This is a genomic window from Burkholderia ubonensis (assembly GCF_902833085.1).
GTDB lineage: Bacteria > Pseudomonadota > Gammaproteobacteria > Burkholderiales > Burkholderiaceae > Burkholderia > Burkholderia ubonensis.
Genome location: NZ_CADFEB010000006.1, coordinates 585,880 through 612,293 on the forward strand (window position 1 = coordinate 585,880; position 26,414 = coordinate 612,293).

A 26,414-nucleotide genomic window follows, 5' to 3' on the forward strand; every position below is an offset into this window, starting at 1 on the left:
ATGGATCAGCCGGCGCGGCGCGAATCACTCAGAAAGCGACGAGTAATATAGATGTAATGATCCGATGAGACGATCGCGTCCCGTTCGGCGTCGTGTGCACGCCCGCGCACATCACATCGCGCGCAGGGCGCCCCGACATCCGTCAATTCCATTCCGAAGGTTCACCGACATGTTTTTCAAGCGCTCGTTCGCCCTCCGCTGCGTCCCCGTTGCCTGCGCCGCCACGTTCGTGCTCGCCGGCTGCGGCGGCGACGAAATCACCCGGGACCCCACCCAGCCGCTGTCCGCCAAGGTGCAGGTGGTCGGCCATCGCGGCGCGAGCGCGCTGCGCCCCGAGCACACGCTCGCGTCGTACCGCAAGGCGATCGAGGACGGCGCCGACGTGATCGAGCCCGACCTCGTCTCCACGCGCGACGGCGTGCTCGTCGCGCGCCACGAGAACGAGATCTCCGGCACGACGAACGTGTCGACGCTGCCGCAGTTCGCGAGCCGCAAGGCGACCAAGACGATCGACGGCGTGCAGCTGACCGGCTGGTTCACCGAGGACTTCACGCTCGCCGAGCTGAAGACGCTGCGCGCGCGCGAGCGCATTCCGCAGTTCCGTCCGGCGAACACCGCGTACAACGACCAGTACGAGATCCCGACCTTCGACGAGATCGTCGCGCTCGCGAAGCAGATGTCCGCGCAGGTCGGCCGCACGATCCACCTGTATCCGGAGACCAAGCACCCGACCTATTTCCAGTCGATCGGCCTGCCGCTCGAGGACCGTCTGGTCGATGCGCTCCAGAAGGACCCGTACACCGCGCGCACCGCGACCATCTACATCCAGTCGTTCGAAGTCGCGAACCTGAAGGCGATCCGCAACCGGATCGGGCCGAGCCAGCCGAACTGGAAGCTCGTGCAGCTGATGGACGACGCGGCGCAGCGTCCGTACGACTTCGTGAAGGCGAACGACAAGCGCACGTATGGCGACCTGTCGACGCGTGACGGGATGCGCGAGGTCGCGACCTATGCGAACGGCGTCGGCCCGTACAAGACGTCGATCATCGCGGTGAACGCCGACGGCACGCTGCAGCAGCCGACCCCGTACGTGCGCTATGCGCACGAGGCGGGCCTCGTCGTGCATCCGTACACGTTCCGGCCGGAAAACAACTTCCTGCCGGCGTCGCTGAAGGACGGCGGCGCGGCGAGCGCGCGCAACACCGCCGGCTCGGTGCGCGAAATCCAGGCGTATCTGCGCGCGGGCATCGACGGCTTCTTCACCGACGATCCGGCCGTCGGCCGCACGGCGGTCGACACGTTCCAGCGCTAGGCACCGGGAACGGACACGCGTCAGATCACGCGAAAGTGGTGCGTGCCGTCGCGCTTCAACTGATCGACGAGCCCGAATTCCCAGTCGAGATACGCCTGCATCGCGGCGGCCGCGTTGTCGGTGCCTTCATACGGACGCCGGTAGCGATCGATGCGCGGCGACGCGAGCCGCGTGTCGCCGGCTTCGACCGGCAGGCCCGCGTCGAGCCACGCCGCGGTGCCGCCGGCCAGCACCACGATCTGCGCCGACGCGGGCAGCAGCGCGCGCGCGTCGGCCGCCGCGAAGCGCGCGAGCAGGCTCGATCCGCAGGTGAACACGTAGCGCCGCGCGGCCGGAATCGCCGCGAGCGCGTCGCGCAACTGCGCGCGCACCGCGAACCACGCGCCCGGAATATGGCGCTTCACGTAATTCGCGCTGGCCGTGACGTCGACGATCGCGATCTCGTCGGGCGCCGCTTCGCGCAGCCAGCCCGCCAACGTCGCGGGCGAGACTTCCGCGATGCCGGGCGCGACCGGCGCGTCGCGCGGCGGCTGGCCGGTCTCGCCGAACGCCTGCGCACCGGCATCGACCACCCGCACGTCCCAGCCCATCTGCGCGAGCCACGACGCGGTCATGTCCGCGCGCACGCCGTCGTCGTCCGCGAGCACGATCCGCGCGCCGCGCACCGGCGCGTAATGGTCGGTTTCCTGCACGAGCTGGCCGCCCGGCGCGCTCGCAAAGCCCGGCAGATGACCGGCCTCGTACTCTTCCGGCGTGCGCACGTCGAAGCGGTACAGCGTGCGGCCCGGCTCCGCGAGCGCGGCCACGTCGGCAAGCGCGATGCGCGGCACGCCCGCCCGTTCGGCGACCTTGCGTGCGGCGCTGCGCGCATCGGCGCGCAGCGATGCGTCGATCTCGTCGGGGAAGCGGCGCGCCGCGCCGTGCTCCAGCGCCTGCCCCGCGAGCGTCCAGCCGATCGTGCCGTTGCGCAGCGCCGCGACCGGGTTCGGCAGCCCCGCGTTGATCAGCGACTGCGTGCCGATGATGCTGCGCGTGCGGCCCGCGCAATTGACGATCACCCGCGTCGCCGGGTCCGGCGCGAGCGCGCGCACGCGCAGCACGAGCTCCGCGCCCGGCACGCTGGTCGAAGTCGGGATGTTCATCGTCCGGTATTCGTCGAAACGGCGCGCGTCGACGATCACGACGTCCGCGCGCGCGTCGATCAGCGCCTGCACCTCCTGCGCGGACAGCGACGGCGTATGCCGTTCGGCCTCGACCCATTCGCCGAACGACTTGCTCGGCACGTTGACGTCGATGAACAGTTCGCCGCCCGCGGCGCGCCAGCCCGCGAGGCCGCCGTCGAGCAGCCGCACGTCGCCGTAGCCGAGCTGCGCGAGCCGCGCGGCCGCGTGCGGCGCGAGATCCTCGCCGGCCGCGTCGCCGTATACGACGATCGGCGTGTCGCGGCGCGGAATCCGCGTCCACGCGTCCAGTTCGAGCTTCGACAGCGGGAAATTGGCCGCCCACAGCGGGTGGCCCTGCGCATACGGGTCTTCCTCGCGCACGTCGATCAGCGCGATCTCGTCGCCGGCGAGCAGGCGAGCGCGCACGTCCTGGTACGACGCGATGGCGAAGCGTTGGGTGGAATCAGCGGGTTGCGTCACGATGTCGGATGAAGTCGGTGAAAGAAGTGAATGGAATCCGGGCCATGCCGCGCGTCACGCGTTCGAATAGCCGGAAACGAACGGCTTCACGGTGCCGTCCTCGAGATAGACGGCGCGCTCGACCTTGCCGATGTTCGCGCCGTACACGTGGATGCTGATCGACACGCGGTCGGCGAACGCATTGCTCACGCGATGGATGTCGCCGATGCGCGGCGACACGGCCTCGACCTGCCCCGGCACGAGCCGGACCGCGTCGCCGGACGGCGCCGGCCGCCCCTGCGCGTCGAGCCGGTACGGCTGCGAGAACTCGCCGCCGCGCAGCATCCCGATCAGCCCCCACACCGTGTGGTCGTGAATCGGCGTGGCCTGGCCCGGCCCCCACACGAAGCTGACGATCGAGAAGCGCTCGTCCGGATCGAGATACAGCAGGTACTGGCGGTAGCGCTCGGGGTCCGGCTGCGCGAACGCATCGGGCAGCCAGTCGTCGTGCGCGACGAGCGCGCCCAGCAGCGCGCCGCCCTCGTCCAGGATGCGCGCCTCGTTCGCGCCGGACGCGAGCAGCGCGTCCAGCCCATCGACGAACGGGCGCAGCGGCGTGTGCTGCAACGCGGGCGTATTCATCGGCAGCCTCTTCGAATATGATGGATCGTCATGATGCACCTGAATGACCATGCACAACAAACATGAAAATTAGCGATATCGACGCTTTTGCAGCGGTCGTCCGCTGCCAGACCCTCAGCCAGGCGGCCGCCGAGCTGGGGATGACGCAGCCCGCGATCACGCGGCGCGTGCAGAATCTCGAGGAAGCGCTCGGCGTGGTGCTGCTCGACCGCAACACGAAACCGCCCCGGCCGACCGACATCGGCCGGCAGGTGTTCGAGCAATGCCGCGCGATCCTGCGCGAAGTCGACGCGCTGCGCGAGCTGACCGCCGGACAACGGCCGCCCGCCGGCGCCTTCCGTCTCGGCCTCACGCAGGGCCTCGGCGAAATGATGCTGCCCGCCCTGCTCGAAACGCTCGGCGCACGCTGGCCCGCGCTCGCGCCGCAGGTCACGACCGCCTGGGGCGGCGCGCTCGTCGAGCGCGTCGCACGGCGCGAGCTCGACGCGGCGCTCGTGTTCCTCGCGCGCGAAATCGTGCTGCCGCCGCAGGTCGAAGGCGAACGGCTGCTGGCCACGCGGCTCGTCGCGGTCGGCCGCCGCGGCGACTGGCCGCGCCGCAGCTACCGGCTCGCCGACTGCCACGCGCGCGGCTGGGTGCTGAACCCGGACGGCTGCGGCTTCCGCGCGGGCCTGCGGCGCGCACTCGACGCGCAGCGCCTGCCGCTGCAGGTCACGCTCGATGCGTATGGCCGCGACCTGCAGCTGCAGAGCGTCGCGAACGGCGTCGGCCTCGGCCTGATGCCGTTGCCGCTCGTCGAGCAGAGCCCGCTGCGCGACGCGCTCGACATCGTGCCGCTCGCCGATTTCAAGCCGCAGATCGACCTGTGGCTGCTCCGGCGGCACGACGCGGCCCGTCTCGCCGCGCCGCTCGCGGCGGTGGCCGAACAGGCGCGAGCCGCGTTCAGCCTGCCCGCGCACGCGAACGACAAGGCGGCATAAACACACGCGCGGCACGCCCATCCCGGCCATCCCGCCGGCAACGGCTGCCATGCGCGGCTTACGCGCCGTCGCGCTGCCGCGCACGCGCTTCCCGCTCCTCGCCGCCTTCCGCCTCCCGCGCCGCGTCAAGCGCCGCGCGCCCCGCCGCGACCGCGATCGCATCGTCCTGCGGCGTATGCACGCGGCTGCACAGCACGTCGCGATAGTGACGTTCGAGCGGATTGCTGCGGCTCAGCCCGTGATTGCCCGACAGCTTCAACGCCTGCTCGACCACGCGGATCGCGTGCTCGGTGACGGCGCGCTTCACGAGCCCGCTCGTCGTCAGTGAGAGCGGCACGCCGGCGTCGGCGCGCGCGATCGCGTCGTCGAGCAGCACGCGGTTCGCATGCAGCCAGCCCTCGATCTCGCCGACCGCTTCCTGCACGCGCGGCAATGTCGTGAGCGGCGCGCCGAGCCCGCTCGGCGAGCGCGTCGCGACGAATCCGGCCAGCCAGTCGCGCGCCGCGCGCGCGACCGCGTCGTACAGGCTGCCGAGCAGCGCGACCATCCACGCCTGCTGGTCGGCCTGCGCGTCGAGGTCCACGTGGCTCGCCGCCGACGCGGCCCACGCGTCGGGCGCGCGCACGTCCACCGCGTGATCGCCCGGCAGCCGGACGTCGTCGAACACGACCTCGTGGCTGCCCGACGCGCGCAGGCCCAGATGATCCCAGCTCTCGATCACGCGGATGCCCGGGTCGCCGCGCACCGGATCGCGCGGCACGAGAAACGCGCCGACGCGCGGCTCGGGCTCGTCGGTGCGCGCCCACACGGCGAGCCAGCGCAACGCGGGAATGCCGGTGCTGTACAGCTTGTGGCCGGACAGCCGCCAGCCGTCGCCGTCGCGGCGCGCAACCGTCTCGGGCAAGCCGCCGCGCGCCGGCGAGCCGAGCGCCGGCTCCACCCGCAACGCGTTGATCAGCGCCCCGTCGGCCACCGCGCTGCCGAACACCGCGCGCCGCAGCGGCTCGGGCCAGCGGCTGTCGGCGCGGCCGAGCGCGCGATGCTGCAGGTACGTCATCGTCAGCACCAGCGCGGTCGCCGGATCGGCCCGCGCAACCGCCGCGACGATCCGGCTCGCCTGCCCGAGCGTCGCGCCCGCGCCACCGTAGTCGCGCGGCACAACCTGCGCGATCAGCCCCGCGCGCTGCAGTCGCGCGAAGTTCTCGTGCGGGAAGCGGCCGTGCACGTCGTTGCGCGCGGCATCGGCCGCGAGTTCCGGCGCGAGCCGGTCGAGCAGCGCGGCGATGTGCGCGTCGGCGGCGGGCAGGCGCTGCAACGACTGCGGCTGTGAAGGCGGCGGGGAAACGGCAAGGCGGGCAGGCATCGAAACGAATTCCGTCGAAAAAGGAAAAGGCGCAAGCGAAGCACGAACGCCAAGCGTAGGCGCGTCGTGCGACCGATCAAACCATGCAAATCTGATATTCAATTCGGGATTGATTATTTCCGTTGCGCATGATCCCGGCGGTAATCTGCGCTCCAGTCCGGCCCGCCGCCGGAACCCCAGCACCGGAATACCCAGCGGAGACCCAGATGAGCGTCGAATTCATCGGCATGATCCAGAGCCAGAAGCAGTCGGAGATCCACCCGCCGACCGGCAACGCGGTCGATCCCGACTACGTGCGCGACTTCGCCCGCGCCCACGAGACGGCCGGCTTCGACCGCATCCTCGTGCCGCACCACTCGACCGGCCCGTCGGCGACGCTGACGATCGCATACGCGGCCGCCGCGACCGAGCGGATTCACTTCATGCTCGCGCATCGTCCGGGCTTCACCGCGCCGACGCTCGCCGCGCGCCAGATCGCGACGCTCGACCAGTTCAGCCGCGGCCGGCTCGCGGTGCACATCATCTCGGGCGGCTCCGATGCCGAACAGGCGCGCGACGGCGATTTCCTCGACCACGACGCCCGCTACGCGCGCACCGACGAATACCTCGGCATCCTGCGCCGGATCTGGACCGACGAGCAGCCGTTCGACCACGAAGGCGCGCATTACCGCTTCCGCCAGGGCTACTCCGACGTGCGCCCCCACCAGAAGCCGCACGTGCCGATCTATTTCGGCGGCGCGTCGGACGCGGCGCTCGCGGTCGCGGGCAAGCACGCAGACGTCTACGCGCTGTGGGGCGAATCGCTCGACCAGGTGCGCGACCTGACGACGCGCGTGCGCGCCGAAGCGGCGAAGCACGGCCGGCAGGTGCGCTTCTCGGTGTCGTTCCGCCCGATCCTCGCCGCGACCGAGGACGACGCGTGGGCGCGCGCGCACCGGATTCTCGACGAAACGCGCCGCCTGCGCGAAGCGGCCGGCCTCGGCGTCGGCGGCCCGCTGCAGAGCGAAGGCGCGCGCCGCCTGCTGGCCGCCGCCGAGCGCGGCGCGCGCGTCGACAAGCGGCTGTGGACCGAGATCGCGAAGCTGACCGGCGCACGCTCGAATTCGACGGCGCTCGTCGGCACGCCCGAACAAGTCGCCGACGCGCTGCTCGACTACTACGACCTCGGCGTGACGACCTTCCTGATCCGCGGCTTCGATCCGCTCGACGACGCGATCGACTACGGCCGCGAACTGATTCCGCGCGTGCGTGCGGCCGTCGCCGCGCGCGATGCCGCACGCCGCGCCGCGTGACGACGGGAGACGACCGCCATGTCCGCCGTCCTGCCCTCGCCCGCGCGCACCGCATCGGGCCTCGCACTCGCCGCCGCGCCCCGCCAGCATTTCTGGTTCGCCCCGCCCGCGCCGCGCGCCGACGTCGCCGCCGAGCGCCGCCATCGGCAGGAGCGCCTCGCAGCCGCGTTCCGCCTGTTCGCGCGCCACGGTTTCGCGTCGGGCCTCGCCGGCCACATCACCGCGCGCGATCCGGAGCTGCCCGATCACTTCTGGGTGAATCCGCTCGGCGTGCATTTCTCGCAAATCCGGGTGTCCGACCTGCTGCTCGTCAACGCGCGCGGCGAAACCGCGATCGGCGAACGGCCGCTGAACCAGGCCGCGTTCGCGATCCACGCGGCGATCCACGAAGCGCATCCGCACGTCGTCGCCGCCGCGCACACGCACTCGACCTACGGCAAGGCGTGGTCGACGCTCGGCCGCCTGCTCGATCCGCTGACGCAGGACGCGTGCGTGTTCTACGAGGATCACGCGCTGTTCGACGATTTCACCGGAATGGTGGTCGACACGCGCGAAGGCGCGCGGATCGCGCAAGCGCTCGCGAAGCCCGGCGGCGGCACCCACAAGGGCGCGATCCTGAAGAACCACGGCATCCTCACCGCCGGCCCGAGCGTCGAGGCGGCCGCGTGGTGGTACATCGCGCTCGACAACGCCGCGCACACGCAGCTGCTCGCCGAAGCGGCGGGCGCGCCGCAGCCGATCGACGCCGACACCGCCCGCCATACGCACGGCCAGATCGGCGGCCCCGACGGCGCGCGGCATGCGTTCGACAGCCTGTACGCGCGCATCGTCGCCGACGAACCCGACCTGCTCGACTGAGCGTCACGCATCACCCCGCACGACCGGAGACCTGACGATGACACACCCTACCGCCACCGTGCCAGAGACGCACGATGCGCACGATGCGCATGACGGCAAGCGCCGCCGCCTGCTGCGCGCCGCCGGCGCAGCCGCGCTCGCCGCGCCCGCGCTCACGCTCGGCCGCCGCGTGTGGTCCGCGACGCCGCTGAAGAAGCTGACGTTCGCGTGGAACCAGAACGCGTTCTGCCTGACGCCGATCGTCGTCGCGCAGGAGCGCGGCTTCTTCGAGAAGAACGGCCTGAAGGTCGACCTGATCAACTACAGCGGCTCGACCGACCAGCTGCTCGAATCGATCGCGACCGGCAAGGCCGACGCGGCGGTCGGGATGATCCATCGCTGGCTCAAGCCGCTCGAAGCGGGCTTCGACGTGAAGATCGTCGGCAGCTCGCACGGCGGCTGCGTGCGGCTGGTCGGCGCGAAGGCGGCCGGCGTCACGACGCTGCAGGCGCTGAAGGGCAAGACGGTCGGCGTCAGCGATCTCGCCGCGCCCGGCAAGCATTTCTTCTCGATCCTGCTCGCGAAGAACGGCATCGATCCGGAGCGCGACATCACGTGGCGGCAATATCCGGCCGACCTGCTCGGCGTCGCGGCGGACAAGGGCGAGATTCACGCGATCGCCGACGGCGACCCGAACCTGTACCTGCTCGAAAAGCGCAGCGCCGGCAAGTACGCGGAGCTCGCGACGAACCTGTCCGGCGAATACGCGCGCAAGGTGTGCTGCGTGATCGGCGCGCGCGGCGAGCTCGTGCGCAACGACCGTCCGGCCGCCGCCGCGCTCGCGCGCTCGATCGTGCAGGCCACCGAGTTCACGCACGACAATCCGAACGAAGCCGCGAAGGTGTTCGCGAAGTATTCGCCGAAGATCGATCCGGAAGACCTGCGCAAGCTGTATGCGACGCTCACGTACACGCACCACCCGACCAGCGTCGACCTGCAGCAGGAAATCGCGTTCTACGCGGACGACTTCCGCCGGATCGGCGTGATCAAGAAGAGCACCGACCCGCAGCGCTTCGCGCAGCAGGTCTATGCGAACGTGCTGGGGTGACGCGATGTCGACGCTCGAACAGGTTTCCGTGGCGCGCGCCACGTCGGCTCCGGCCGGTACGCTCGTCACAGCGCCGGCATCCCGCATCGCCTGCTCCACGTGCGAAGCAACCCAAGCGGCCGACGCCCGCCGCGCGCGCGTCTGGCCGGCCGGCATCGCGGCAGCGCTCGCCTGGGGCGCGCTCGGCGCGGTGACGCGGCTGTGGCCGAACCGCATCGTCGGCTTCAGCGACTGGGCGTACACCGACACCTTCGGCACCGCCGCGTGGGCGATCGCCGCGCTGCTGCTCGCGCTGGCGACGCTCGGCCCGCGCGTGGCCGCGCTGCGCGCGCCGCTCGCGCGCGTGCAGCCGGCCGGCCCGTGGCTCGTCGCGGCGCCGCTCGTGCTGGCCGCGTGGGAAATCGCCACCGCGAAGACCGGCTGGCTGCCGACGCCGTTCTTCGCGCCGCCGCAAGCGCTGATCGAGGTCTACGTCGACGACTGGCCGCGCCTGCTGGGCAGCGCCGGCAACACGCTGAAGCTGCTCGGCGTCGGGTTCGCGTACGGCGTCGCGGCCGGGTTCGCGCTCGGCGTGTCGATCGGCTGGTCGCGCCGGGTCGGCTACTGGGTGCATCCGCTGCTGCGCGTGCTCGGGCCGGTGCCGGCCACTGCGCTGCTGCCGCTCACCTTCTACTTCTTTCCGTCGAGCTATTCGGCCGCGACGTTCCTGATCGCGCTGTCGACCGGCTTCCCGGTCGCGGTGCTGACCTGGTCCGGCGTCGCGAGCGTCGACAAGCAGTACTACGACGTCGCCCGCACGCTCGGCGCAAACGCGCGCTTCCTCGTGCTGCGCGTCGCGATTCCCGCCGCGTTGCCGCACGTGTTCGTCGGCATCTTCATGGGCCTGAGCGCATCGTTCACGGTGCTCGTCGTCGCCGAGATGATGGGCGTCAAGTCCGGGCTCGGCTGGTACCTGAGCTGGGCGCAGGGCTGGGCGTCGTACGTGAACATGTACGCGGCGCTGATCGTGATGGCGCTGCTGTTCTCCGGCCTGATCGCGCTGCTGTTCGCGGTGCGCGACCGCACGCTCGCATGGCAGAAAGGAACCGTCAAATGGTAAGCGCCGCGCTCGACTCCCCTGTCTCCACGCCGGCCGCCGCAGCGCCGCGCGGCGCGCGCATCGAGGTGCGCCGCGTGAGCCATGCGTTCGACACTGAAGGCGGCGCGGGCGGCGCGCTGCCGGTGCTCGACGACGTCACGCTGTCGGTCGCCGCCGGCGAATTCGTCGCGCTGCTCGGCCCGAGCGGCTGCGGGAAATCGACGCTGCTGCGGCTCGTCGCAGGCCTCGACGCCGCGCGGCACGGCACGATCGCGCAGGACGGCGTGCCGATCGCGCGCCCCGATCCGTCGCGCATCGTCGTGTTCCAGGACCCGACGCTCTATCCGTGGCGCCGCGTGCGCGCGAACGTCGCGCTCGGCCTCGAGGCGCGCGGCGTGCAGCGCGCCGCGCAGCATCGCGTCGACGATGCGCTCGCGCGCGTCGGGCTGCAGGACTTCGCGAACGTGTTCCCGCATCAGCTGTCGGGCGGGATGGCGCAGCGCGTCGCGCTCGCCCGCGCGCTCGTCAACGATCCGCGCCTGCTGATCCTCGACGAGCCGCTCGGCAAGCTCGACTCGCTGACGCGGCTGACGATGCAGACCGAGCTGACCGCGCTGTGGCAGCGCGAGCGCTTCTCCTCGCTGCTCGTCACGCACGACGTCGAGGAAGCGCTGTTCCTCGCGCAGCGCGTGATCGTGTTCGGCCCACGGCCCGCGCGGATCGTCGCGGAACTGCGCGTCGACCTGCCGTATCCGCGCCATCGCGGCGACCCGCGCCTCGCCGCGCTGCGGCACGACGCGCTGCGCCATCTCGGTCTCGACGCGAGCTGGTAGATGCGCGGCGCCGCGTTGCCCGGGGTGCGCCGCCGATGAGCGCGCCGCCGTTCCCCGAGTGGTCGCTCGCGTTCCTGCAGGCGCTGTACCGGCTGCAATGGACGCTCGCGCGGCTGCTGCACGCCGTCGGCCTGACCGCCGATGCGGACGGCCAGGCCGCGTGGCCATGGGCGCGACGAATCGCGATCGAGACGCTGCGCATCGATGCGGGCCTGACGCGGCAACTCGCGATCGCATTCGGGTTGGTGACGCTCGCGGCAGCGCTCGCACTCGTCGCGCTCGCGTCGCGCAGGCATCGCATCGTTGCGCTGGGCGCGGCGCTGCTCGCCGCGTGGTGCGCGCCGTGGCCGAGCGCCTCGCTGTGGCTCGCGCCGGCCGCGCCGACCAGTTTCCAGCGCAATCCCGTGCCGTTCTCGGTGGCGAGCGTGGTGCACGGCGCGCGGCTGTACGAGCGTCATTGCGCGGCGTGCCACGGCGCCGACGGACGCGGCGAAGGGCCGCTCGCCGCGTCGCTCGCGCACTGGCCGCCGACGTTCGCCGGCACGCTGCTGGCACGCCGCCTCGACGGCGAGCTGGCCTGGCACGTGCGGCACGGAATGCGCGATGCACACGGCGCCGAGTCGATGCCCGGCTTCGGCGCGACGCTCGACCCGCGCGACACGTGGGCCGTGCTCGACTACCTGAAGGCGCTCGCCGCGGGCAGCGGCGCGCAGGCGGACGGCGCATGGCCGGTGCCCGTCGCGCTGCCTGCGCTCGACGTGCGCTGCGGCGGACAGCCCGCGACGCTGCCGCTCGAACGCTGGCGCGAAGGCCAGCGCGTGCGGGTCGTCGCGCTCGCGCGCGGCGCGCCGCCGCCGGCCGAGGACGGGCGCTGGCAGACGCTTTTGGTCGCGCAGGAGCCGATCGCCGTCCCGGCCGTCGCCGGGCGGGCGAATTGCGTCGCCGCGACGCCCGGCGCGTGGCTGGCTTTCGCGACGATCGCGGGAACGCCGCCCGACGCGCTCGGCGGCACGCAATTCCTCGCCGACCGCCACGGCTGGCTGCGCGCGCGGGCAAAGCCCGGCGGCGCCGGCTGGTCGGATGCCGACCTGCTGTGCAGCGCGTCCGATCCGGCGCGTTCCGCCGCCGCACCGGGTGCGGACCGCGATCCGCTGACGGCGCTGTTGCTGCGCCTCGACACCGATCCGGTGCGCGACGTGCAGGCCGGCCTGCCGCATTGACGGCCGCGCCGCGACCGGAGCCCTTCCTTGACCGACCGAGCCTCACGATGAACCCGACCCGACGCCATTTCCTGACCCAAGCCGCCGCCTGCGCGACGCTCGCTGCCGCCCCGCTCACCCTGCGCGCGCAAACCGGCACACGCCCATTGCTGCGCGCCGGCGACCAGAAAGGCGGACTGCGCGCGCTGCTCGAAGCGGCGGGCGAACTGAACGGACTCGCCTACGACGTCGCGTGGACCGAATTCCCGGCCGCCGCGCCGCTCGCCGAAGCGTTGAACGCGGGCGCGGTGGATTGCGGGCCGATCGGCGACGCGCCGGTGATCTTCGCGCTTGCATCGGGCGCGCGGATCAAGGTGATCGGCGCGAACCGCTCCGACCCGTACGGCACCGCCGTCGTCGTGCGGCCGGACGCGCCGCTGAAGACCGCCGCCGACCTGAAGGGCAAGCGCGTCGGCACGACGCGCGGCTCGATCGGCCATTTCGTCACGCTGAAGGCGCTCGACGCGGCGGGGCTCGCGCCGGACGACGTGTCGTTCCGCTTCCTGCCGCCCGCCGACACGATGCTCGCGCTCGCGAGCGGCTCGATCGACGCATGGGCGACGTGGGAGCCGTACACGGCGCTCGCGGAAACGAGCGGCCGCGCGCGCGTGCTCGTCGACGGCCGCGGACTGTGGTCGGGGCTCAGCTACGTCGCGGCGACCGACGCCGCGCTCGCCGCGAAACGCGACGTGCTGCGCGACTTCCTGCAGCGCGTCGTGCGCGCGCAGGCCTGGTCGTACCGGCATGCCGATGCGTTCTCGGCGACACTCGCGCGCATCGTCGGCATCCCGCAGCCGGCCGCGAAGCTGCAGTTCGAACGGCGCCGCACGCGCTGGCAGCCGATCGACGTGGCCGTGATCGCCGAGCAGCAGCGCACGGCCGACTTCTACCTGAAGGCCGGTTTGCTGCGCCAGCCGCTCGACGTGCGCCCGACGTTCGATCGCGGCTTTCCGCTGCCGGCCTGACGAGGCTGCGCCAACGTGCAACGAAGCGATCTGGCACAATCGCGCTTTGACTTTCCCCGTCGGTCGAAGCCAGCACCATGCCAGCCATCAGCGAACTTTTCGTCTACCCGATCAAATCCTGCGGCGGCATCGCGCTGCGCCGCGCGCTGCTGCTCGACACCGGGCTCGCATACGACCGTCACTGGATGGTGACCGACCCGGCCGGCGAGATGATCACGCAGCGCACGCATCCGCGCCTCGCGCTCGTGCAGCCCGCATTCGACGGTGACGCGCTGGTGCTGAACGCGCCCGGCATGCCCGAGCTGCGCACGCCGCTCGACGGCGAAGCGTCGGAGCAGACGCCGAAGATGGCGGCGACCGTCTGGCGCGACACGGTCGACGCGATCGACACCGGTGCGGCCACCGCCGCCTGGTTCAGCGAATTCCTCGGCATGCCGGCGAAGCTCGCGCGCTTCGCGCCCGATGCGCGGCGCGCATGCAGCCGCAAATGGACCGGCGAGCTCGACGCATCGACCCGCTTCGCCGACGGCTACCCGCTGCTCGTGATCGGCCAGGCATCGCTCGACGACCTGAACGCACGCCTCGTCGCGAAGGGCGCGCCGGCGATTCCGATGGACCGCTTCCGTCCGAACCTGGTCGTGTCGGGCATCGACGCGTTTGAAGAGGATTTCATCGAGCACCTCGACGCCGACGGCGACACGCCGGTGCGGCTGCGCCTCGTGAAGCTGTGCACGCGCTGCCCGATGCCGACGATCGACCAGCGCACCGGCGCACCCGATCCCGCATGGCCGCACGAGCCGACCGACACGCTGCAGACCTACCGCGCGAACCCGCATTTCGACGGCGCGCTGACGTTCGGCAACAACGCGATCGTCGTGCGCGGCGCGGGGCGTTTTCTCGAAGTCGGGCAGGCGCTCGACGCGGAAATCGGGTTCGGCGACTGAAGCCGAACGCTGCCCGGCGGGACACCCGCTAGGCAACCTCACGCCGCACGGGCAGCATCACGGCGACGACCAATCCGCCGCCCGCCGCGTCGCCGAGCGCGACCCTCCCCTGATGCACCCGCGCGATCTCCCTCACGATCGACAGCCCGAGCCCCGTGCCTTCGACGGTCTGCGTCTTGCTGCCGCGATGGAACCGCTCGAACACCGCATCGCGTTCTTCCGCCGGAATCCCCGGCCCGCTGTCGATCACGTCGAGCCGCGCATGCTCGCCGTCGCGCGACACGCGCACGGTGATCACCGCGCGGTCGCCCGCATAGCGGATCGCGTTGTCGATCAGGTTGCCGATCATCTCGCCGAGCAGATCGGACTGCCCCAGCACGTCGACATCGGCCTCGTGCTCGAAGCCGAGATCGATGTCGCGCGCGCGGGCCACCGGCGACCAGTCGAGCGTCACGCTGCGCGCGAGCCGGTGCAGCGCGACCGGCTGGTGCGCGACCGCGTGCCCGCTGTCCGAATCGAGCCGCGACAGCGACAGCAGTTGCTGGACGATCTTCGCCGCCTGCCGCACCGCGCCGTTCACGCGCCGCAGATGGACGTTCACGCGCGGCTGCTCGGCGGGCCGCAGCGCCAGCTCGACGCCCGCCTGCACGGCCGCGAGCGGCGTCTTCAGCTGGTGCGCGGCGTCCGCGAAGAAGCGCCGCCGCGCGACCTGCATCCGCTGCGTGCGTCCGATGTACTGGTTGATCGAGTCGACGAGCGGCGCGAGCTCGCTCGGCATCCCGCCGGTGTCGAGCGGCGTCGGATCGTCCTCGGCGCGCGCGGCGACCGTCGCCGACAGCCGGTTCAGCGGCCGCAGCCCGCGCCCGACGCCGAGCCACACGATGCCGAGCGCGAGCACGACGAGCAGCCCCTCCTGCAGCAGCGAGCCCATCAGGATCTCGCGCGCGAGCGCCTGGCGCGCCTCGATCGTCTCGCCGACCATCACCCACACGATGCGCGACTGCGCGCTCGGCACGTCGTGCACCGGCAGCCGCAACGCCGCCATCCGCAGCCGCTCGCCGCGATAGACCGCATCGTAGTAGCGCGTGACGAACAGCGCGCCGTCGCCCGCGTCGCGCCCCCGCGGCAGCGGCAGATCGGGGTAGCCCGTCACCGCGCGGCCGCTGTCCTCGCGGATCAGGTAGAAGATCTTGCCGCCGTCGCTCGATTCGAGCATTTCGAGCGCGAGATACGGCAGGTCGACCTCGATCTCGCCCTGGTTGAGCCGCACGCCTTCGCGGATCGACTTCAGCGACGACGACAGCGTACGGTCGAACGCGACGTGCGCGGCGCTCATCGCGCGCTGGTAGGTGAGCCACGAATCGAGCGCGAGCAGGCCGAGCAGCGGCAGCAGCAGCCACAGCGCGACCTGCGTCCGCAGGTTCGGCCGCGTCACCATGTCCCCCGCCGGGCCGCCCCAAGGGGGGCATGCGCCCCCTCGGGGGGCAGCGAACGAACGTGAGCGTGGGGGCCGTTCATTCAGCCTTCGCCTCGAGCAGATAGCCGAGCCCGCGCAGCGTGACGATCGCGACGCCGCTGTTCTCGAGCTTCTTCCTCAGCCGGTACACGTAGATCTCGATCGCGTCCGCGTTGACCGACTCGTCGAGCCCGAAGATCTTCTCCGACAGCGTCTCCTTGTTGATCGCGCGGCCGTTGCGCAGGATCAGCACCTCGAGCACCGAGCGCTCGCGCGGCGTGAGCGGCAGCGCGTCGCCGGCCAGGCGGAAGCTGCGGTCGACGCTGTCGAACGCGAGCGGCCCGCATTCGACCTTCGAATGCTCGTGCCCGAGGCTGCGCCGGATCAGCGCGCGGGCGCGCGCCTCCAGCTCGGTCAGCTCGAACGGTTTCGCGAGATAGTCGTCGGCGCCGAGATCGAGGCCCTTCACACGGTCCTCGACCGACCCGTGCGCGGTGAGGATCAGCACCGGCACCGGATTGCGCCGTGCGCGCAGCCGCCGCAGCACTTCGAGCCCGTCGAGCTTCGGCAGCCCCAGGTCGAGGATCACCAGCGCGTAATCCTGCGTGCGCAGCACGTGGTCCGCCGCCTCGCCGTCCGCCATGTGATCGACCGCGAAGCGCGCGGCGGCCAGCGCGTCGGACAGCGACTGCGCCAGGATCGGGTTGTCTTCGACGAGCAGCACACGCATCGGTATTCCTGTCAGGCAAACGTCAGGCCGCTACATTACATGATCCTTTCCGCCGTGACGCCTCTCGGAAACACCTGTGGCGCGCGTCAGCCTGCCGCCTTCGACGCACCAGCGGCCGGCCCGGCGTTGCGCTCGCGCAGGCCGACGACCACGCCCAGGAACGCGACGCTCGCGCACACGGTCACCGCGATCATCGGCCGGGCGGTGCCGTCCGACCACCACGCCAGCACGCCGCCGCACCCGGCGGCGATCGCCATCTGGATGAAGAAGAACAGCCCGGACGCCGTGCCGGCGATCGTCGTGTAAGGCTGCATCACCGCGAACTGGCAGGCCGGAATCGCGATCCCGACGGCGATCATCACGAAGAACATCGGCACGACGATGGCCGCGGCGGACGCGGGCGCGACGGCGCCGCTGGCCCACAGCATGACGGCGCCGGCCACGTTGACGCAGGCCGCCGCCGCGATCACGGCATCGGCCTTCCATCGGCCGCTGCTGCGCCGGAACACGCTCGATCCGATCAGATACCCGAGCACGGTCACGCCGAAGATCGCCGCATAGACCGGGCCGGACACGCCCATCTGCCGCTGGAACAGCGTCGACGATTCGGCGATGAACGGAAAGTAGGTGCAGTAGACGAGACTGATCGCGAGCGAGTAGCGCAGAAAGCGGCGCTCGCGAAGCAGCCCGGCGTAGGTCCGCAGCAGCCCCGGGCCCGGCGTCGGACGCGTGTCGCGTTCGCGGGTCTCGGGCAAGTGGCGCAGCACCATCGCCGTCGCGACGAGCCCCCCTGCCGCGAGCCACGCGAACACGCCGCGCCAGCCGAGCCATTCGGCGACCGCGCTCCCGGCCAGCGGCGCGATCACCGGCGACAGCGCCATGCCCGCCGAGATGCGGCTGAGCATCGTCGCCTGCAGCGCGGCCGGAAAGCGCTCGCGCACGATCACGCGCCCGATCACCGTGCCGCTGCAGCCGCCCAGCGCCTGGAAGATGCGCGCGCAGACGAGCGCCGGGATGCTCGTCGACAACGCGCACGCCACGCTCGCGGCCACGTAGAGGCACAGGCCGCCGAGCAGGACGGGACGGCGGCCGTACCGATCGGACAACGGCCCTGACACCAGCATCGACAGCGCATAGCCGACCATGTACAGGGTCAGCGTGAGCTGCAGCTGGGCATCGGTGCCGTGCAGCGCGTCGGCCATCGCGGGCAACGACGGCAGGTAGGCGTCGATCGTCACGCGCGGCAGGCAGACGACGAGCATCAACAGCAACAACCAGCCCCACTGGGGCAACGAGCGGGTCTTCATACGGCGTATCCATCTCCAGCAGTTTCGGAATGTCACCGGCAAGAATCTAGGGAGAAAGTGATATAAGCTGAAGGGCCATTAATTCGAATCCAGACTGGACCACTATGACGCGAGGCAAAGCCGCGATTCCGCTCGATCTGCCGTGCCCGCCCGGGCTGTCGACGCAAAGCCCGCAGTCGAAGCAGGAATGCATTGCCGACGCGCTGCGCGACGCGATCCTGAAACGCCTGCTGCCCGGCGACAGTCCGCTGCCGTCCAGCCGGACCCTCGCCGCGCGCTGGGGCGTGGCGCGAGGCACGGTCGAAGCGGCCTACGACCGGCTATGCGCCGAGGGCTACATCGCGCGAACGCGAGGGTCCGGGTCGCGGGTGTGCGCAGTGGTGCCGGACAGCTATCTGCGCGCGTCCGCGCAGTCGCGGGAGAACGGCCCCCGCCCCTCCGTCGCGGCTCCCGAGCCGGCAGCAGCGCCCGACACGGCCGCGCCCGAACATGCGGTGCGCCCGGGCGTGCCGTTCATCGCGCGGCTCGCCGATCCCGACCTGCTGCCGATGCAGCAATGGAAGAAGGCCGTCGGGGCGAGCCTGCTTGCCGCCACGGCGAGCGACCTCGGTTCGACGCCGTCGCAAGGCGTCGAAAGCCTGCGCGCCGAAATCGCCGGCTACCTGCGCGAATACCGCGGCATCGCTTGCGGCCCCGACGACATCTTCATCACGACCGGCATCCGGCATTCGATCGATCTCGTCGCGCGCACCGTGCTCTCGCCCGGCAGCACGGTGCTGATGGAAGATCCGGGCTACGCGTCGGCGTGGCAGATCTTCACGATGGCGGGCGCGACCGTGATCGACGTGCCGGTCGACCGCGAAGGAATCGAGACGGCCGCGCTGGACCGGCATCCCGATGCGCGCGCCGCTTACGTGACGCCCGCGCATCAGGCGCCGCTCGGCATCACGATGTCGGTGTCGCGCCGGCTCGAACTGCTCGACTGGGCGCAGCGCAATCGGGCGTGGATCGTCGAGGACGACTACGACGGCGAATTCGGCTACCAGGCCGCGCCGCTTCCCGCGCTGAAGTCGCTCGACGCGTGCGATCGCGTGATCTACTGCGGCTCGTTCAACAAGACGCTGTTCTCCGGGCTGCGCGTCGGCTTCATGGTCGTGCCGGCGGAGCTGCGGCCGGCGCTGTCGGCCGTGTGGCGCGTGACCGGGCGCGCCGTCGGCGTGGCGCCGCAGCTCGCGCTGGCGCGCTTCATCGAAGGCGGCGAGTTCGCGAAGCACCTGCGCGCGAGCCGTCACGCGTACCGCCATCGGCGCGACCTCGTGCTCGAACAGCTGGCGAAACACGGCAACGGGCAGTACGCGGTGTCGGGCGAGCACGCGGGCTTTCATTTCGTGCTGTGGCTGCCGCCCGGCATGGACGACGCGTCGTACGTCGCGCAGGCCCAGGCAGCCGGCGTGTCGCTGCAGGCGATCCGCAGCTTTTGCCGCAGCGCCGAACTCGCGGCGGGCGTGATCGTCGGCTATGCGGCGTTGACGGCCGCGCAGGCGCGGTATGGCGGCCGGCTCCTCGGCAAGCTGCTGGCGCCGACCTCGGGAAATCCATGACACAAACCGCGCCATTGTGAACGGAAATGAAAGCGGGCTGAAAGTGCGCCGCAATTACCATCCGCGTCACTCGAACAACACAGACGCGCAATTGGAGGAAGACATGCCGTTCGCACCGAAGCACCTCGCCGCCATCCTGTCGATCGTCGCCGGCGCCGCCTGGGCGCAGGTTCCGGCCGGATACCCGGGCAACTACCAGGGCGTCGTCGACGCCGCGAAGAAGGAAGGCAAGCTGATCGTCTATTCGACGACCGACACGGGCCTCGTGCGCCCGCTGATCAAGGACTTCGAAAGCCTGTACGGCGTCAAGGTCGAATACAACGACATGAACAGCACCGAGTTGTACAACCGCTACATCAGCGAGAACGCGGCGAACAGCACCAGCGCCGACGTGCTGTGGAGCTCGGCGATGGACCTGCAGGTCAAGCTCGTCAACGACGGCCTGATGGCGTCGTACGAGTCGCCCGAAAGCACCCACGTGCCGCAATGGGCGCAATACCAGAAGCAGGCATACGGCACGACGTTCGAGCCGCTCGCGATCGTCTACAACAAGCGGCTGATTCCCGACGCCGAAGTGCCGAAGACCCGCGCGGACCTGATCAAGCTGCTCGCCGCGCAGCCCGACAAGTTCAAGGGCAAGGTTACGACCTACGACATCGAGAAGTCGGGCGTCGGCTTCAATGCGCTCACGCAGGACGCGCACCTGAACGAGAAGGTCACGTGGGAGCTCGTGAAGGCGATGGGCGCGACCGGCCCGAAGCTGCAGTCGAGCACCGGCGCGATGATGGAGCGGATCTCGTCCGGCGAGAACCTGGTCGGCTACAACATCATCGGCTCGTATGCATACGCGAAGGCGAAGAAGGACAAGTCGATCGGCTACGTGTTTCCGAAGGACTACACGCAGATAGTGAGCCGCCTCGCGACGATCTCGAAGAAGGCGAAGAGCCCGAACGCCGCGAAGCTGTGGGTCGACTACCTGCTGTCGCAGCGCGGCCAGACGCTGATCGCGAACCAGTCGAACCTGTATGCGATCCGCGCGGACGTGAACGGCGAGACGTCCGCCGCGAGCCTCACGAAGGAGCTCGGCGATTCGCTGAAGCCGATCCAGATCGGCACCGGCCTGCTCGTCTACCTCGACCAGTCGAAGCGCCTCGCGTTCCTCAAGCAGTGGCAGCAGTCGATCAAGCGCTGATCGCCGCATAGCGCGTCGCCCCGCATCGCGGGCGACGCGCCCCCCTTCCCGACGACTCTCATGATGCGGCCCGCGGGCCGCAGGGGCGAACTCATGCTTTCAACCAGTACCTCCGGCACCCCGCCGGCCGTACCGCAGACCGGCGGCGGCGCCGACGGCACGATTCCCGCGCTGCGCGCCAGCAGCCTGCAGCCGCTCGCCGGCATGCTGCGCTGGATCGTCATCGCGGTGCTGACCGTCGCGGTGGCGCTGCCGCTCGGCTTCATCCTGTTCCAGAGCCTGTTGTCCGCGCCGTTCTTCGACGCGAACCGCACGCTCGGCGTCGACGGCTTCCGCTTCATCTTCAGCGATCCCGACTTCTGGTCGGCCGTGAAGAACTCGTTCATCATCGCCGGCGGGATGCTGTTCATCTCGATTCCGCTCGGCGGCATCCTCGCGTTCCTGATGGTGCGCACCGACCTGCCCGGCCGCCGCTGGCTCGAGCCGCTGCTGCTCACGCCGGTGTTCGTGTCGCCGATGGTGCTCGCGTTCGGCTACGTGGTCGCGGTCGGCCCGGTCGGCTTCTACTCGGTGTGGTTCAAGGAACTGTTCGGCGCCGAATCCGTGCCCTGGAACGTCTATTCGATCTTCGCGATCACGCTGATCGTCGGCCTTACGCACGTGCCGCACGTGTACCTGTATTCGTCGGCCGCGCTGCGCAACCTCGGCTCCGACGTCGAGGAAGCGGCGCGCGTGACGGGCGCGCGGCCATTTCGCGTCGCGCTCGACGTGAGCCTGCCGATGACGATGCCCGCGCTGCTGTTCGCCGGCGTGCTGGTGTTCTTCCTCGGCTTCGAGGTGTTCGGGCTGCCGCTCGTGCTCGGCGATCCGGAAGGCCACCTCGTGCTCGCGACCTACCTGTACAAGCTGACCAACAAGCTCGGCGTGCCGTCGTATCACCTGATGGCCGCGGTCGCGGTGTGCATCGTCGCGATCACGTTCCCGCTCGTGCTGCTGCAGCGCCGGCTGCTGAAGACCGCGAACCGCTTCGTCACCGTCAAGGGCAAAGCGGGCCGCACGACCGTCCTGCCGCTCGGCGTGTGGCGCTGGGTCGCGCTCGCGATCGTCGCCGCGTGGCTCGCGCTGACCGTGATCGTGCCGATCTCCGGCATCGTGCTGCGCGCGTTCGTGACCAACTGGGGCGAAGGCGTCGCGCTCGCCGAGGTGCTGACGCTCGCGAACTTCGTCGAGCTGTTCGAGCAGGACAACCTCGTGCGCGCGATCGTCAACACGCTCGGCATCGGCGTGATCGGCGGCGCGATCGCGATCGGCTTCTACTCGCTCGTCGCGTTCGCCGGCCACCGGCGCCACGACTGGGCGACGAAGCTGCTCGACTATCTCGTGCTGCTGCCGCGCGCGGTGCCGGGCCTGCTCGCCGGTCTCGCGTTCCTGTGGATCTTCCTGTTCGTGCCGGGGCTGCGCGAGCTTAAGAACTCGATGTGGAGCATCTGGATCGCGTACACGGTCGTGTGGCTCGCGTACGGGATGCGCCTGATCCAGAGCGCGCTGCTGCAGGTCGGGCCGGAGCTGGAGGAAGCCGGCCGCAGCGTCGGCGCGACGCGCGGCCGCGTATCGCTCGACGTGACGCTGCCGCTCGTGCGCTTCGGCCTGCTCGCCGCGTGGCTGCTGATCTTCATGATCTTCGAGCGCGAATACTCGACCGCCGTCTACCTGCTGTCGCCCGGCACCGAAGTGATCGGCGCGCTGCTCGTGTCGCTGTGGGCGACCGGCGCCGTCGACCAGGTCGCCGCGCTCTCTGTCATCAACATCGCGATGGTCGGCGCCGGTCTCGGCGTGGCCCTGCGCTTCGGAGTGAAACTTCATGGATAAGCTCATCGTCGACGATCTGCATCTGAGCTACGGCGCGAACCCGATCCTCAAGGGCGTGTCGTTCGAACTGAAAGCCGGCGAGGTCGTGTGCCTGCTCGGCGCGTCGGGCAGCGGGAAGACCACGCTGCTGCGCGCGGTCGCGGGCCTCGAGCAGCCGTCCGGCGGCCGCATCCAGCTCGACGACCAGGTGTTCTTCAACGGCGCACAACGCGTCGACCTGCCGGTCGAGCAGCGCTCGCTCGGGCTCGTGTTCCAGTCGTACGCGCTGTGGCCGCACCGCACCGTCGCCGACAACGTCGGCTACGGACTGAAGCTGCGCCGCGTGGCGCCTGCCGAGCAGAAGCGCCGCGTGCAGAGCGCGCTCGACCAGCTCGGCCTCGGGCATCTCGCCGAGCGCTATCCGCACCAGCTTTCCGGCGGCCAGCAGCAGCGCGTCGCGATCGCGCGCGCGCTCGTCTACAACCCGCCGGTGATCCTGCTCGACGAGCCGCTGTCGAACCTCGACGCGAAGCTGCGCGAGGAAGCGCGCGCGTGGCTGCGCGAGCTGATCGTATCGCTCGGGCTGTCGGCGCTCTGCGTGACGCACGACCAGACCGAGGCGATGGCGATGTCCGACCGCATCCTGCTGCTGCGCAACGGCCGCATCGAGCAGGAAGGCACGCCGGCCGAACTCTACGGCGCGCCGCGCTCGCTGTACACGGCCGAATTCATGGGCAGCAACAACCGGATCGACGCGCGCGTCGCGGCCGTCGACGGCGAATGCGTGACGCTCGCCGGCGACGGCTGGCAGCTGCGCGCGCTCGCCCGCGACACGCTCGCACCGGGCCAGGACGCGCAGGCGGTGATCCGCCTCGAACGCGTGCAGGTCGCCGACGGCCCCGGCGCGAACCGGCTGCAGGCCGACCTCGTCACGTCGATGTATCTCGGCGACCGCTGGGAATACCTGTTCCATTGCGGCGACCTGCGCCTGCGCGCGTTCGGCCACGTGCCGCGCGCGGCCGGCAAGCACTGGCTCGAATTCCCGACCAACGACTGCTGGGCGTTCGCGAAGGCCGGCTGACCCGCGCGGCGGCCAACCCCGGCGGATGTCGCCCGGCATCCGCCGAGGCGCCGTGCGCGCCACGATTTCCCTCACCCACAAAAACCACGGAGACACCGTCAATGAAGTCCTGCGCAGCACGTTCCTTTCGCACAGTAGTAATAACCGGATCGGCGGCCGCCGCGTGCGTCGCCGCGCCCGCCGCCTACGCGCAGTCGTCCGTCACGATCTACGGGATCATGGACGCCGGCATCGAATTCGCGAATCATGCCGCTCCCGAAGGCGGCAATTCGTTCAAGCTGAAGTCCGGCAACAAGAACACGTCGCGCTGGGGCCTGCGCGGCGTCGAGGATCTCGGCGGCGGGCTGAAGGCCGTGTTCCGCCTGGAAAGCGGGATCGACCTCGCGAACGGCGCGTCCGACGACGGCCCCGACTCGATTTTCGCGCGCCGCGCGACCGTCGGCCTGAAAGGCAAATGGGGCGAGCTCACGCTGGGCCGCAACTTCACCGTCAGCTACGACTACATGCTGCCGTTCGACCCGATGGGCTATGCGCAGAACTACTCGTGGGCGTCCGCTTCGACCGCGACGGGTGGACGCAAGGACGGCCTGTTCACGCGCTCGTCGAACGCGGTGCGCTACGACGGCGAATACGCGGGCTTCAAGTTCGGCGCGATGTACGGGTTCGGCAACGTGGCCGGCAGCGTGAAGACCAGCTCGAAGTACGACTTCGCGCTCGGCTACGAGAAGGGGCCGTTGGCCGCGGTCGTCACGTTCGACCGGCAGAACGGCGCGGCCGACAGCGTGACGCCTGCCGACCCGGTCAACTACATCCAGGGTATCCACGCGGGCCTGAGCTACGACTTCGGCAACCTGAAGACGATGGCCGGCTATCGCAATTACAAGCGCACGTTCCGCACCGCGGCGGCGAGCCAGCTGAGCGACATGGTCTGGGTCGGCGGGTCGTACCAGTTCACGCCGGCGTTCTCGCTGATCGCGGCCGTGTATCACCAGAACATCAAGGGCGGCACCGATGCCGATCCGACGCTGGTCTCGGTGCGCGCGAACTACGCGCTGTCCAAGCGCACGGTGCTGTACGCGTCCGGCGGCTTCGCGATCGCGCAGCACGGGCAGAAGGTCGGCGTGTCGCGCGATTTCGCGGGGTATGGCACCACGCAGGTCGGGGCGACGGTGGGGATTCAGCAGCGCTTCTGAGCATGACGGCGCAGAGCGGCGAACAACGCTTGCCTTTGCACCGACGGGTGGCTTCACGCCGCCCTTTTTCGCTCATTTGCTGACATCAAGATGGAAATGAAAGATCCAAATACAATGCAAATTGCTGCAGCCCTCCCCAATTTGAATCGACGTCAGTCAATGTTCTCGTTTATCACGGCGTTTCGCCCGTGCAAGCATTGCGGCCCAAACCTTGTCGTCCTTGGCAAACTCGCCTGTGAACTTCGGTTCCGCCCACTGGTAGGGATCGTTCGGTTCGATGGTCGACGTCGCCTCGATTTCGGCGGGCCAGACAGGCTCTTTGCAGCTTTGCATGACGAGCCAGCGCATGCAGGTTACCAGCGCCGTCGCGACCCAGGTAATCAACGGTATCGGCAGCCAGATGTTGCAATACGATTTGGCCCAAAGGAAGCAGTTCGTCCAGCTTCGGCTGGTCGAGGTCTGAATCACCATGTCCTTGGGTAACGCTTGCGGGCCCTGCTCCATATAGACGACAAGAAATTTCCAGATCTGGCGAACCGGTTGCTCATCGCGACCGAAGAAATGGCCGACGGCAAAGGTATCGATCACGTTATCGCCGTCCATTACGTGACCGCGGATATCAGTGAGGTCGCGGTTGACTTCACCTTGTCCGACATGAAAATACACTTGATCCCATGGCACAGACAACACTCCATTCGGACCATTATGGCGAAACACATGGATCATTCGCGCTTGACGGTTAAAGCGGATTGGAAAATAAGAATATGAGAAAAATTCTCGCCCCAATGTTCGCCTGATCATTCGCACCATACCCCACGACATCAATGAAAACCCAACAACCACAGCAGCATCAATTAAATAATGCTTTTCACCGGACAACTCAACAATCAATATATTCCAAAATGCAACAAAAATCATTGCAAAAAAAATTATTGCAATTGCAACCCTGAAAATGGTGGATATACCCCCGCGGATCGAATACCATCTATCTATCATTTCGAGATAGCTTGAGTTCAACTTAGTCAGGCTAGATCGGTCATCAGGTTCTTCGCCAACCAGCAGCCTTGAGTCTCGCGACAAACCATAATGACGTCGCTCGTAATACGAATATTTCCGCGGCACTTTAAACGGAGCAAAAAATCCACTTTCCATGACTCATCCGTTCGCAATTTTTATGAGCACAGTCCGTTGATCCAGCAACGAAGGAAATTTATCTTCCATCGATAATTTCCCAAGCTTTGATTGAGCCATCCATTTCTGAACCACATTACTCTGGAATTCTGAAATCACCCATAAAGCCGCAGCAATCAGCACACCAATCACAAAATAAACACCAGCAGCCATTAAAGAGGCATCAACTATCGCAAATGCGACATATCCGGTTGCCACTCCCATTCCAATCATCAGCACACTAATTCCAAAATTATATTTTATCTCCATTACACCCTGAATTATAGAAACAATCCCCATCCCGACCCCACCTGCAACACCCAACCATTTCCCTGTTTCAATCAACCAACCAGAATTGAAATCACGAGCAATGCGCAAGGCGGCAAGCACCCGACCAATCGCACTTTCCATCCAAGGCATTTTTTGCATTGAACGTCCGGTTACCTCCACCGTAATCCCCAAAAACGCCGTCACCGCCGCACCAAAATTCAATCCCAGCAACTCCGTCTTTCCGCCCCGTACATAATCTCCGTAATACCCAATCACCGTCGCGGCAGCAAAGATCCCGACAATGACCCCCGCCTTGATTTCAGGGCGAGCC

General features: G+C 69.1%; 23 protein-coding genes. 15 read left to right on the forward strand and 8 right to left on the reverse strand.

The window, feature by feature from the left end; genetic code table 11:
- Window positions 1–169: 169 nt before the first annotated feature.
- On the forward strand, window positions 170–1,312 hold the full coding sequence (locus HWX31_RS19705; protein WP_174963153.1) for a glycerophosphodiester phosphodiesterase: 1,143 nt from the start codon (window positions 170–172) through the stop codon (window positions 1,310–1,312).
- Between the two features lie 20 nt (window positions 1,313–1,332).
- Here the strand turns inward: HWX31_RS19705 and HWX31_RS19710 are convergent, their stop codons facing one another.
- The gene (locus HWX31_RS19710; RefSeq protein WP_174963151.1) at window positions 1,333–2,955 is read right to left on the reverse strand and encodes a rhodanese-related sulfurtransferase; all 1,623 of its coding nucleotides are present in this window, start codon (window positions 2,953–2,955) and stop codon (window positions 1,333–1,335) included.
- Window positions 2,956–3,009: 54 nt separating this feature from the next.
- Entirely contained in the window at window positions 3,010–3,576 is a 567-nt protein-coding gene (locus HWX31_RS19715; protein ID WP_059636053.1) for a cysteine dioxygenase family protein, read from the reverse strand.
- Window positions 3,577–3,638: 62 nt separating this feature from the next.
- Here HWX31_RS19715 and HWX31_RS19720 point away from each other — a divergent pair, with 62 nt between their 5' ends.
- Window positions 3,639–4,556: a LysR family transcriptional regulator gene (locus HWX31_RS19720; protein WP_174963149.1), complete on the forward strand. Its 918-nt coding sequence runs from the start codon at window positions 3,639–3,641 to the stop codon at window positions 4,554–4,556.
- A 58-nt stretch (window positions 4,557–4,614) separates the two neighbouring features.
- Here the strand turns inward: HWX31_RS19720 and HWX31_RS19725 are convergent, their stop codons facing one another.
- Window positions 4,615–5,919, reverse strand: coding sequence for an acyl-CoA dehydrogenase family protein (locus HWX31_RS19725; RefSeq protein WP_174963147.1), 1,305 nt, complete (start codon window positions 5,917–5,919; stop codon window positions 4,615–4,617).
- Window positions 5,920–6,125: 206 nt separating this feature from the next.
- Between HWX31_RS19725 and HWX31_RS19730 the strand changes: the two genes are divergently transcribed.
- The 8 genes from HWX31_RS19730 to HWX31_RS19765 all read left to right on the forward strand — a co-directional run bounded on the left by HWX31_RS19730 (window position 6,126) and on the right by HWX31_RS19765 (window position 14,235).
- Window positions 6,126–7,211, forward strand: coding sequence for an LLM class flavin-dependent oxidoreductase (locus HWX31_RS19730; RefSeq protein ID WP_174963133.1), 1,086 nt, complete (start codon window positions 6,126–6,128; stop codon window positions 7,209–7,211).
- A gap of 18 nt (window positions 7,212–7,229) precedes the next feature.
- The gene (locus tag HWX31_RS19735; protein WP_174963131.1) at window positions 7,230–8,069 is read left to right on the forward strand and encodes a class II aldolase/adducin family protein; all 840 of its coding nucleotides are present in this window, start codon (window positions 7,230–7,232) and stop codon (window positions 8,067–8,069) included.
- A gap of 37 nt (window positions 8,070–8,106) precedes the next feature.
- Complete coding sequence (locus HWX31_RS19740; protein ID WP_059610711.1) at window positions 8,107–9,156, forward strand: ABC transporter substrate-binding protein; 1,050 nt, start codon at window positions 8,107–8,109, stop codon at window positions 9,154–9,156.
- Between the two features lie 4 nt (window positions 9,157–9,160).
- Window positions 9,161–10,255 carry an ABC transporter permease gene (locus HWX31_RS19745; protein ID WP_174963130.1) on the forward strand — a complete coding sequence of 365 codons (1,095 nt, stop codon included), beginning with the start codon at window positions 9,161–9,163 and terminating at the stop codon, window positions 10,253–10,255.
- Window positions 10,249–11,067 (forward strand): ABC transporter ATP-binding protein, encoded by an 819-nt coding sequence (locus tag HWX31_RS19750; RefSeq protein WP_174963128.1) that lies wholly within the window; start codon window positions 10,249–10,251, stop codon window positions 11,065–11,067. Before HWX31_RS19745 ends, HWX31_RS19750 begins: the two co-directional genes overlap by 7 nt.
- Before the next feature lie 35 nt (window positions 11,068–11,102).
- Complete coding sequence (locus HWX31_RS19755) at window positions 11,103–12,287, forward strand: c-type cytochrome (protein ID WP_174963126.1); 1,185 nt, start codon at window positions 11,103–11,105, stop codon at window positions 12,285–12,287.
- Window positions 12,288–12,334: 47 nt separating this feature from the next.
- Window positions 12,335–13,291 (forward strand): ABC transporter substrate-binding protein, encoded by a 957-nt coding sequence (locus HWX31_RS19760; RefSeq protein ID WP_174963123.1) that lies wholly within the window; start codon window positions 12,335–12,337, stop codon window positions 13,289–13,291.
- A 77-nt stretch (window positions 13,292–13,368) separates the two neighbouring features.
- Window positions 13,369–14,235: an MOSC domain-containing protein gene (locus HWX31_RS19765; protein WP_174963121.1), complete on the forward strand. Its 867-nt coding sequence runs from the start codon at window positions 13,369–13,371 to the stop codon at window positions 14,233–14,235.
- A 28-nt stretch (window positions 14,236–14,263) separates the two neighbouring features.
- Here the strand turns inward: HWX31_RS19765 and HWX31_RS19770 are convergent, their stop codons facing one another.
- The 3 genes from HWX31_RS19770 to HWX31_RS19780 form a co-directional block, all read right to left on the reverse strand.
- Complete coding sequence (locus tag HWX31_RS19770) at window positions 14,264–15,673, reverse strand: sensor histidine kinase (protein WP_174963119.1); 1,410 nt, start codon at window positions 15,671–15,673, stop codon at window positions 14,264–14,266.
- A gap of 76 nt (window positions 15,674–15,749) precedes the next feature.
- Window positions 15,750–16,421 (reverse strand): response regulator, encoded by a 672-nt coding sequence (locus HWX31_RS19775; RefSeq protein ID WP_042587762.1) that lies wholly within the window; start codon window positions 16,419–16,421, stop codon window positions 15,750–15,752.
- Window positions 16,422–16,507: 86 nt separating this feature from the next.
- On the reverse strand, window positions 16,508–17,728 hold the full coding sequence (locus tag HWX31_RS19780; RefSeq protein WP_174963117.1) for a multidrug effflux MFS transporter: 1,221 nt from the start codon (window positions 17,726–17,728) through the stop codon (window positions 16,508–16,510).
- Window positions 17,729–17,832: 104 nt separating this feature from the next.
- Here HWX31_RS19780 and pdxR point away from each other — a divergent pair, with 104 nt between their 5' ends.
- The 5 genes from pdxR to HWX31_RS19805 all read left to right on the forward strand — a co-directional run bounded on the left by pdxR (window position 17,833) and on the right by HWX31_RS19805 (window position 24,643).
- Window positions 17,833–19,329 (forward strand): MocR-like pyridoxine biosynthesis transcription factor PdxR, encoded by a 1,497-nt coding sequence (pdxR, locus tag HWX31_RS19785; protein WP_174963115.1) that lies wholly within the window; start codon window positions 17,833–17,835, stop codon window positions 19,327–19,329.
- Between the two features lie 103 nt (window positions 19,330–19,432).
- On the forward strand, window positions 19,433–20,521 hold the full coding sequence (locus HWX31_RS19790) for an ABC transporter substrate-binding protein (RefSeq protein ID WP_174963113.1): 1,089 nt from the start codon (window positions 19,433–19,435) through the stop codon (window positions 20,519–20,521).
- A gap of 93 nt (window positions 20,522–20,614) precedes the next feature.
- Window positions 20,615–22,390 (forward strand): ABC transporter permease, encoded by a 1,776-nt coding sequence (locus HWX31_RS19795; RefSeq protein WP_174963111.1) that lies wholly within the window; start codon window positions 20,615–20,617, stop codon window positions 22,388–22,390.
- Entirely contained in the window at window positions 22,383–23,450 is a 1,068-nt protein-coding gene (locus HWX31_RS19800; RefSeq protein ID WP_174963109.1) for an ABC transporter ATP-binding protein, read from the forward strand. Before HWX31_RS19795 ends, HWX31_RS19800 begins: the two co-directional genes overlap by 8 nt.
- A gap of 140 nt (window positions 23,451–23,590) precedes the next feature.
- Window positions 23,591–24,643: a porin gene (locus HWX31_RS19805; RefSeq protein ID WP_481971381.1), complete on the forward strand. Its 1,053-nt coding sequence runs from the start codon at window positions 23,591–23,593 to the stop codon at window positions 24,641–24,643.
- 156 nt (window positions 24,644–24,799) lie between these two features.
- Here HWX31_RS19805 and HWX31_RS19810 read toward each other — a convergent pair whose 3' ends face one another.
- Together HWX31_RS19810 and HWX31_RS19815 are read right to left on the reverse strand one after the other, a co-directional pair.
- Window positions 24,800–25,795: a DUF6708 domain-containing protein gene (locus HWX31_RS19810; RefSeq protein WP_174963105.1), complete on the reverse strand. Its 996-nt coding sequence runs from the start codon at window positions 25,793–25,795 to the stop codon at window positions 24,800–24,802.
- Between the two features lie 3 nt (window positions 25,796–25,798).
- On the reverse strand, window positions 25,799–26,414 hold a 616-nt coding region (locus HWX31_RS19815), incomplete at its 5' end, for a hypothetical protein (RefSeq protein WP_175933950.1).

What these genes read in the sequence shown, in the direction of transcription:
- HWX31_RS19705 (WP_174963153.1), top strand. Translation starts at nt 170, where the DNA reads ATGTTTTTCAAGCGCTCGTTCGCCCTCCGCTGCGTCCCCGTTGCCTGC.
- HWX31_RS19715 (WP_059636053.1), bottom strand. Translation starts at nt 3,576, where the DNA reads ATGAATACGCCCGCGTTGCAGCACACGCCGCTGCGCCCGTTCGTCGAT.
- HWX31_RS19720 (WP_174963149.1), top strand. Translation starts at nt 3,639, where the DNA reads ATGAAAATTAGCGATATCGACGCTTTTGCAGCGGTCGTCCGCTGCCAG.
- HWX31_RS19725 (WP_174963147.1), bottom strand. Translation starts at nt 5,919, where the DNA reads ATGCCTGCCCGCCTTGCCGTTTCCCCGCCGCCTTCACAGCCGCAGTCG.
- HWX31_RS19730 (WP_174963133.1), top strand. Translation starts at nt 6,126, where the DNA reads ATGAGCGTCGAATTCATCGGCATGATCCAGAGCCAGAAGCAGTCGGAG.
- HWX31_RS19735 (WP_174963131.1), top strand. Translation starts at nt 7,230, where the DNA reads ATGTCCGCCGTCCTGCCCTCGCCCGCGCGCACCGCATCGGGCCTCGCA.
- HWX31_RS19740 (WP_059610711.1), top strand. Translation starts at nt 8,107, where the DNA reads ATGACACACCCTACCGCCACCGTGCCAGAGACGCACGATGCGCACGAT.
- HWX31_RS19745 (WP_174963130.1), top strand. Translation starts at nt 9,161, where the DNA reads ATGTCGACGCTCGAACAGGTTTCCGTGGCGCGCGCCACGTCGGCTCCG.
- HWX31_RS19750 (WP_174963128.1), top strand. Translation starts at nt 10,249, where the DNA reads ATGGTAAGCGCCGCGCTCGACTCCCCTGTCTCCACGCCGGCCGCCGCA.
- HWX31_RS19755 (WP_174963126.1), top strand. Translation starts at nt 11,103, where the DNA reads ATGAGCGCGCCGCCGTTCCCCGAGTGGTCGCTCGCGTTCCTGCAGGCG.
- HWX31_RS19760 (WP_174963123.1), top strand. Translation starts at nt 12,335, where the DNA reads ATGAACCCGACCCGACGCCATTTCCTGACCCAAGCCGCCGCCTGCGCG.
- HWX31_RS19765 (WP_174963121.1), top strand. Translation starts at nt 13,369, where the DNA reads ATGCCAGCCATCAGCGAACTTTTCGTCTACCCGATCAAATCCTGCGGC.
- HWX31_RS19770 (WP_174963119.1), bottom strand. Translation starts at nt 15,673, where the DNA reads ATGGTGACGCGGCCGAACCTGCGGACGCAGGTCGCGCTGTGGCTGCTG.
- HWX31_RS19775 (WP_042587762.1), bottom strand. Translation starts at nt 16,421, where the DNA reads ATGCGTGTGCTGCTCGTCGAAGACAACCCGATCCTGGCGCAGTCGCTG.
- HWX31_RS19780 (WP_174963117.1), bottom strand. Translation starts at nt 17,728, where the DNA reads ATGAAGACCCGCTCGTTGCCCCAGTGGGGCTGGTTGTTGCTGTTGATG.
- pdxR (WP_174963115.1), top strand. Translation starts at nt 17,833, where the DNA reads ATGACGCGAGGCAAAGCCGCGATTCCGCTCGATCTGCCGTGCCCGCCC.
- HWX31_RS19790 (WP_174963113.1), top strand. Translation starts at nt 19,433, where the DNA reads ATGCCGTTCGCACCGAAGCACCTCGCCGCCATCCTGTCGATCGTCGCC.
- HWX31_RS19795 (WP_174963111.1), top strand. Translation starts at nt 20,615, where the DNA reads ATGCTTTCAACCAGTACCTCCGGCACCCCGCCGGCCGTACCGCAGACC.
- HWX31_RS19800 (WP_174963109.1), top strand. Translation starts at nt 22,383, where the DNA reads ATGGATAAGCTCATCGTCGACGATCTGCATCTGAGCTACGGCGCGAAC.
- HWX31_RS19810 (WP_174963105.1), bottom strand. Translation starts at nt 25,795, where the DNA reads ATGGAAAGTGGATTTTTTGCTCCGTTTAAAGTGCCGCGGAAATATTCG.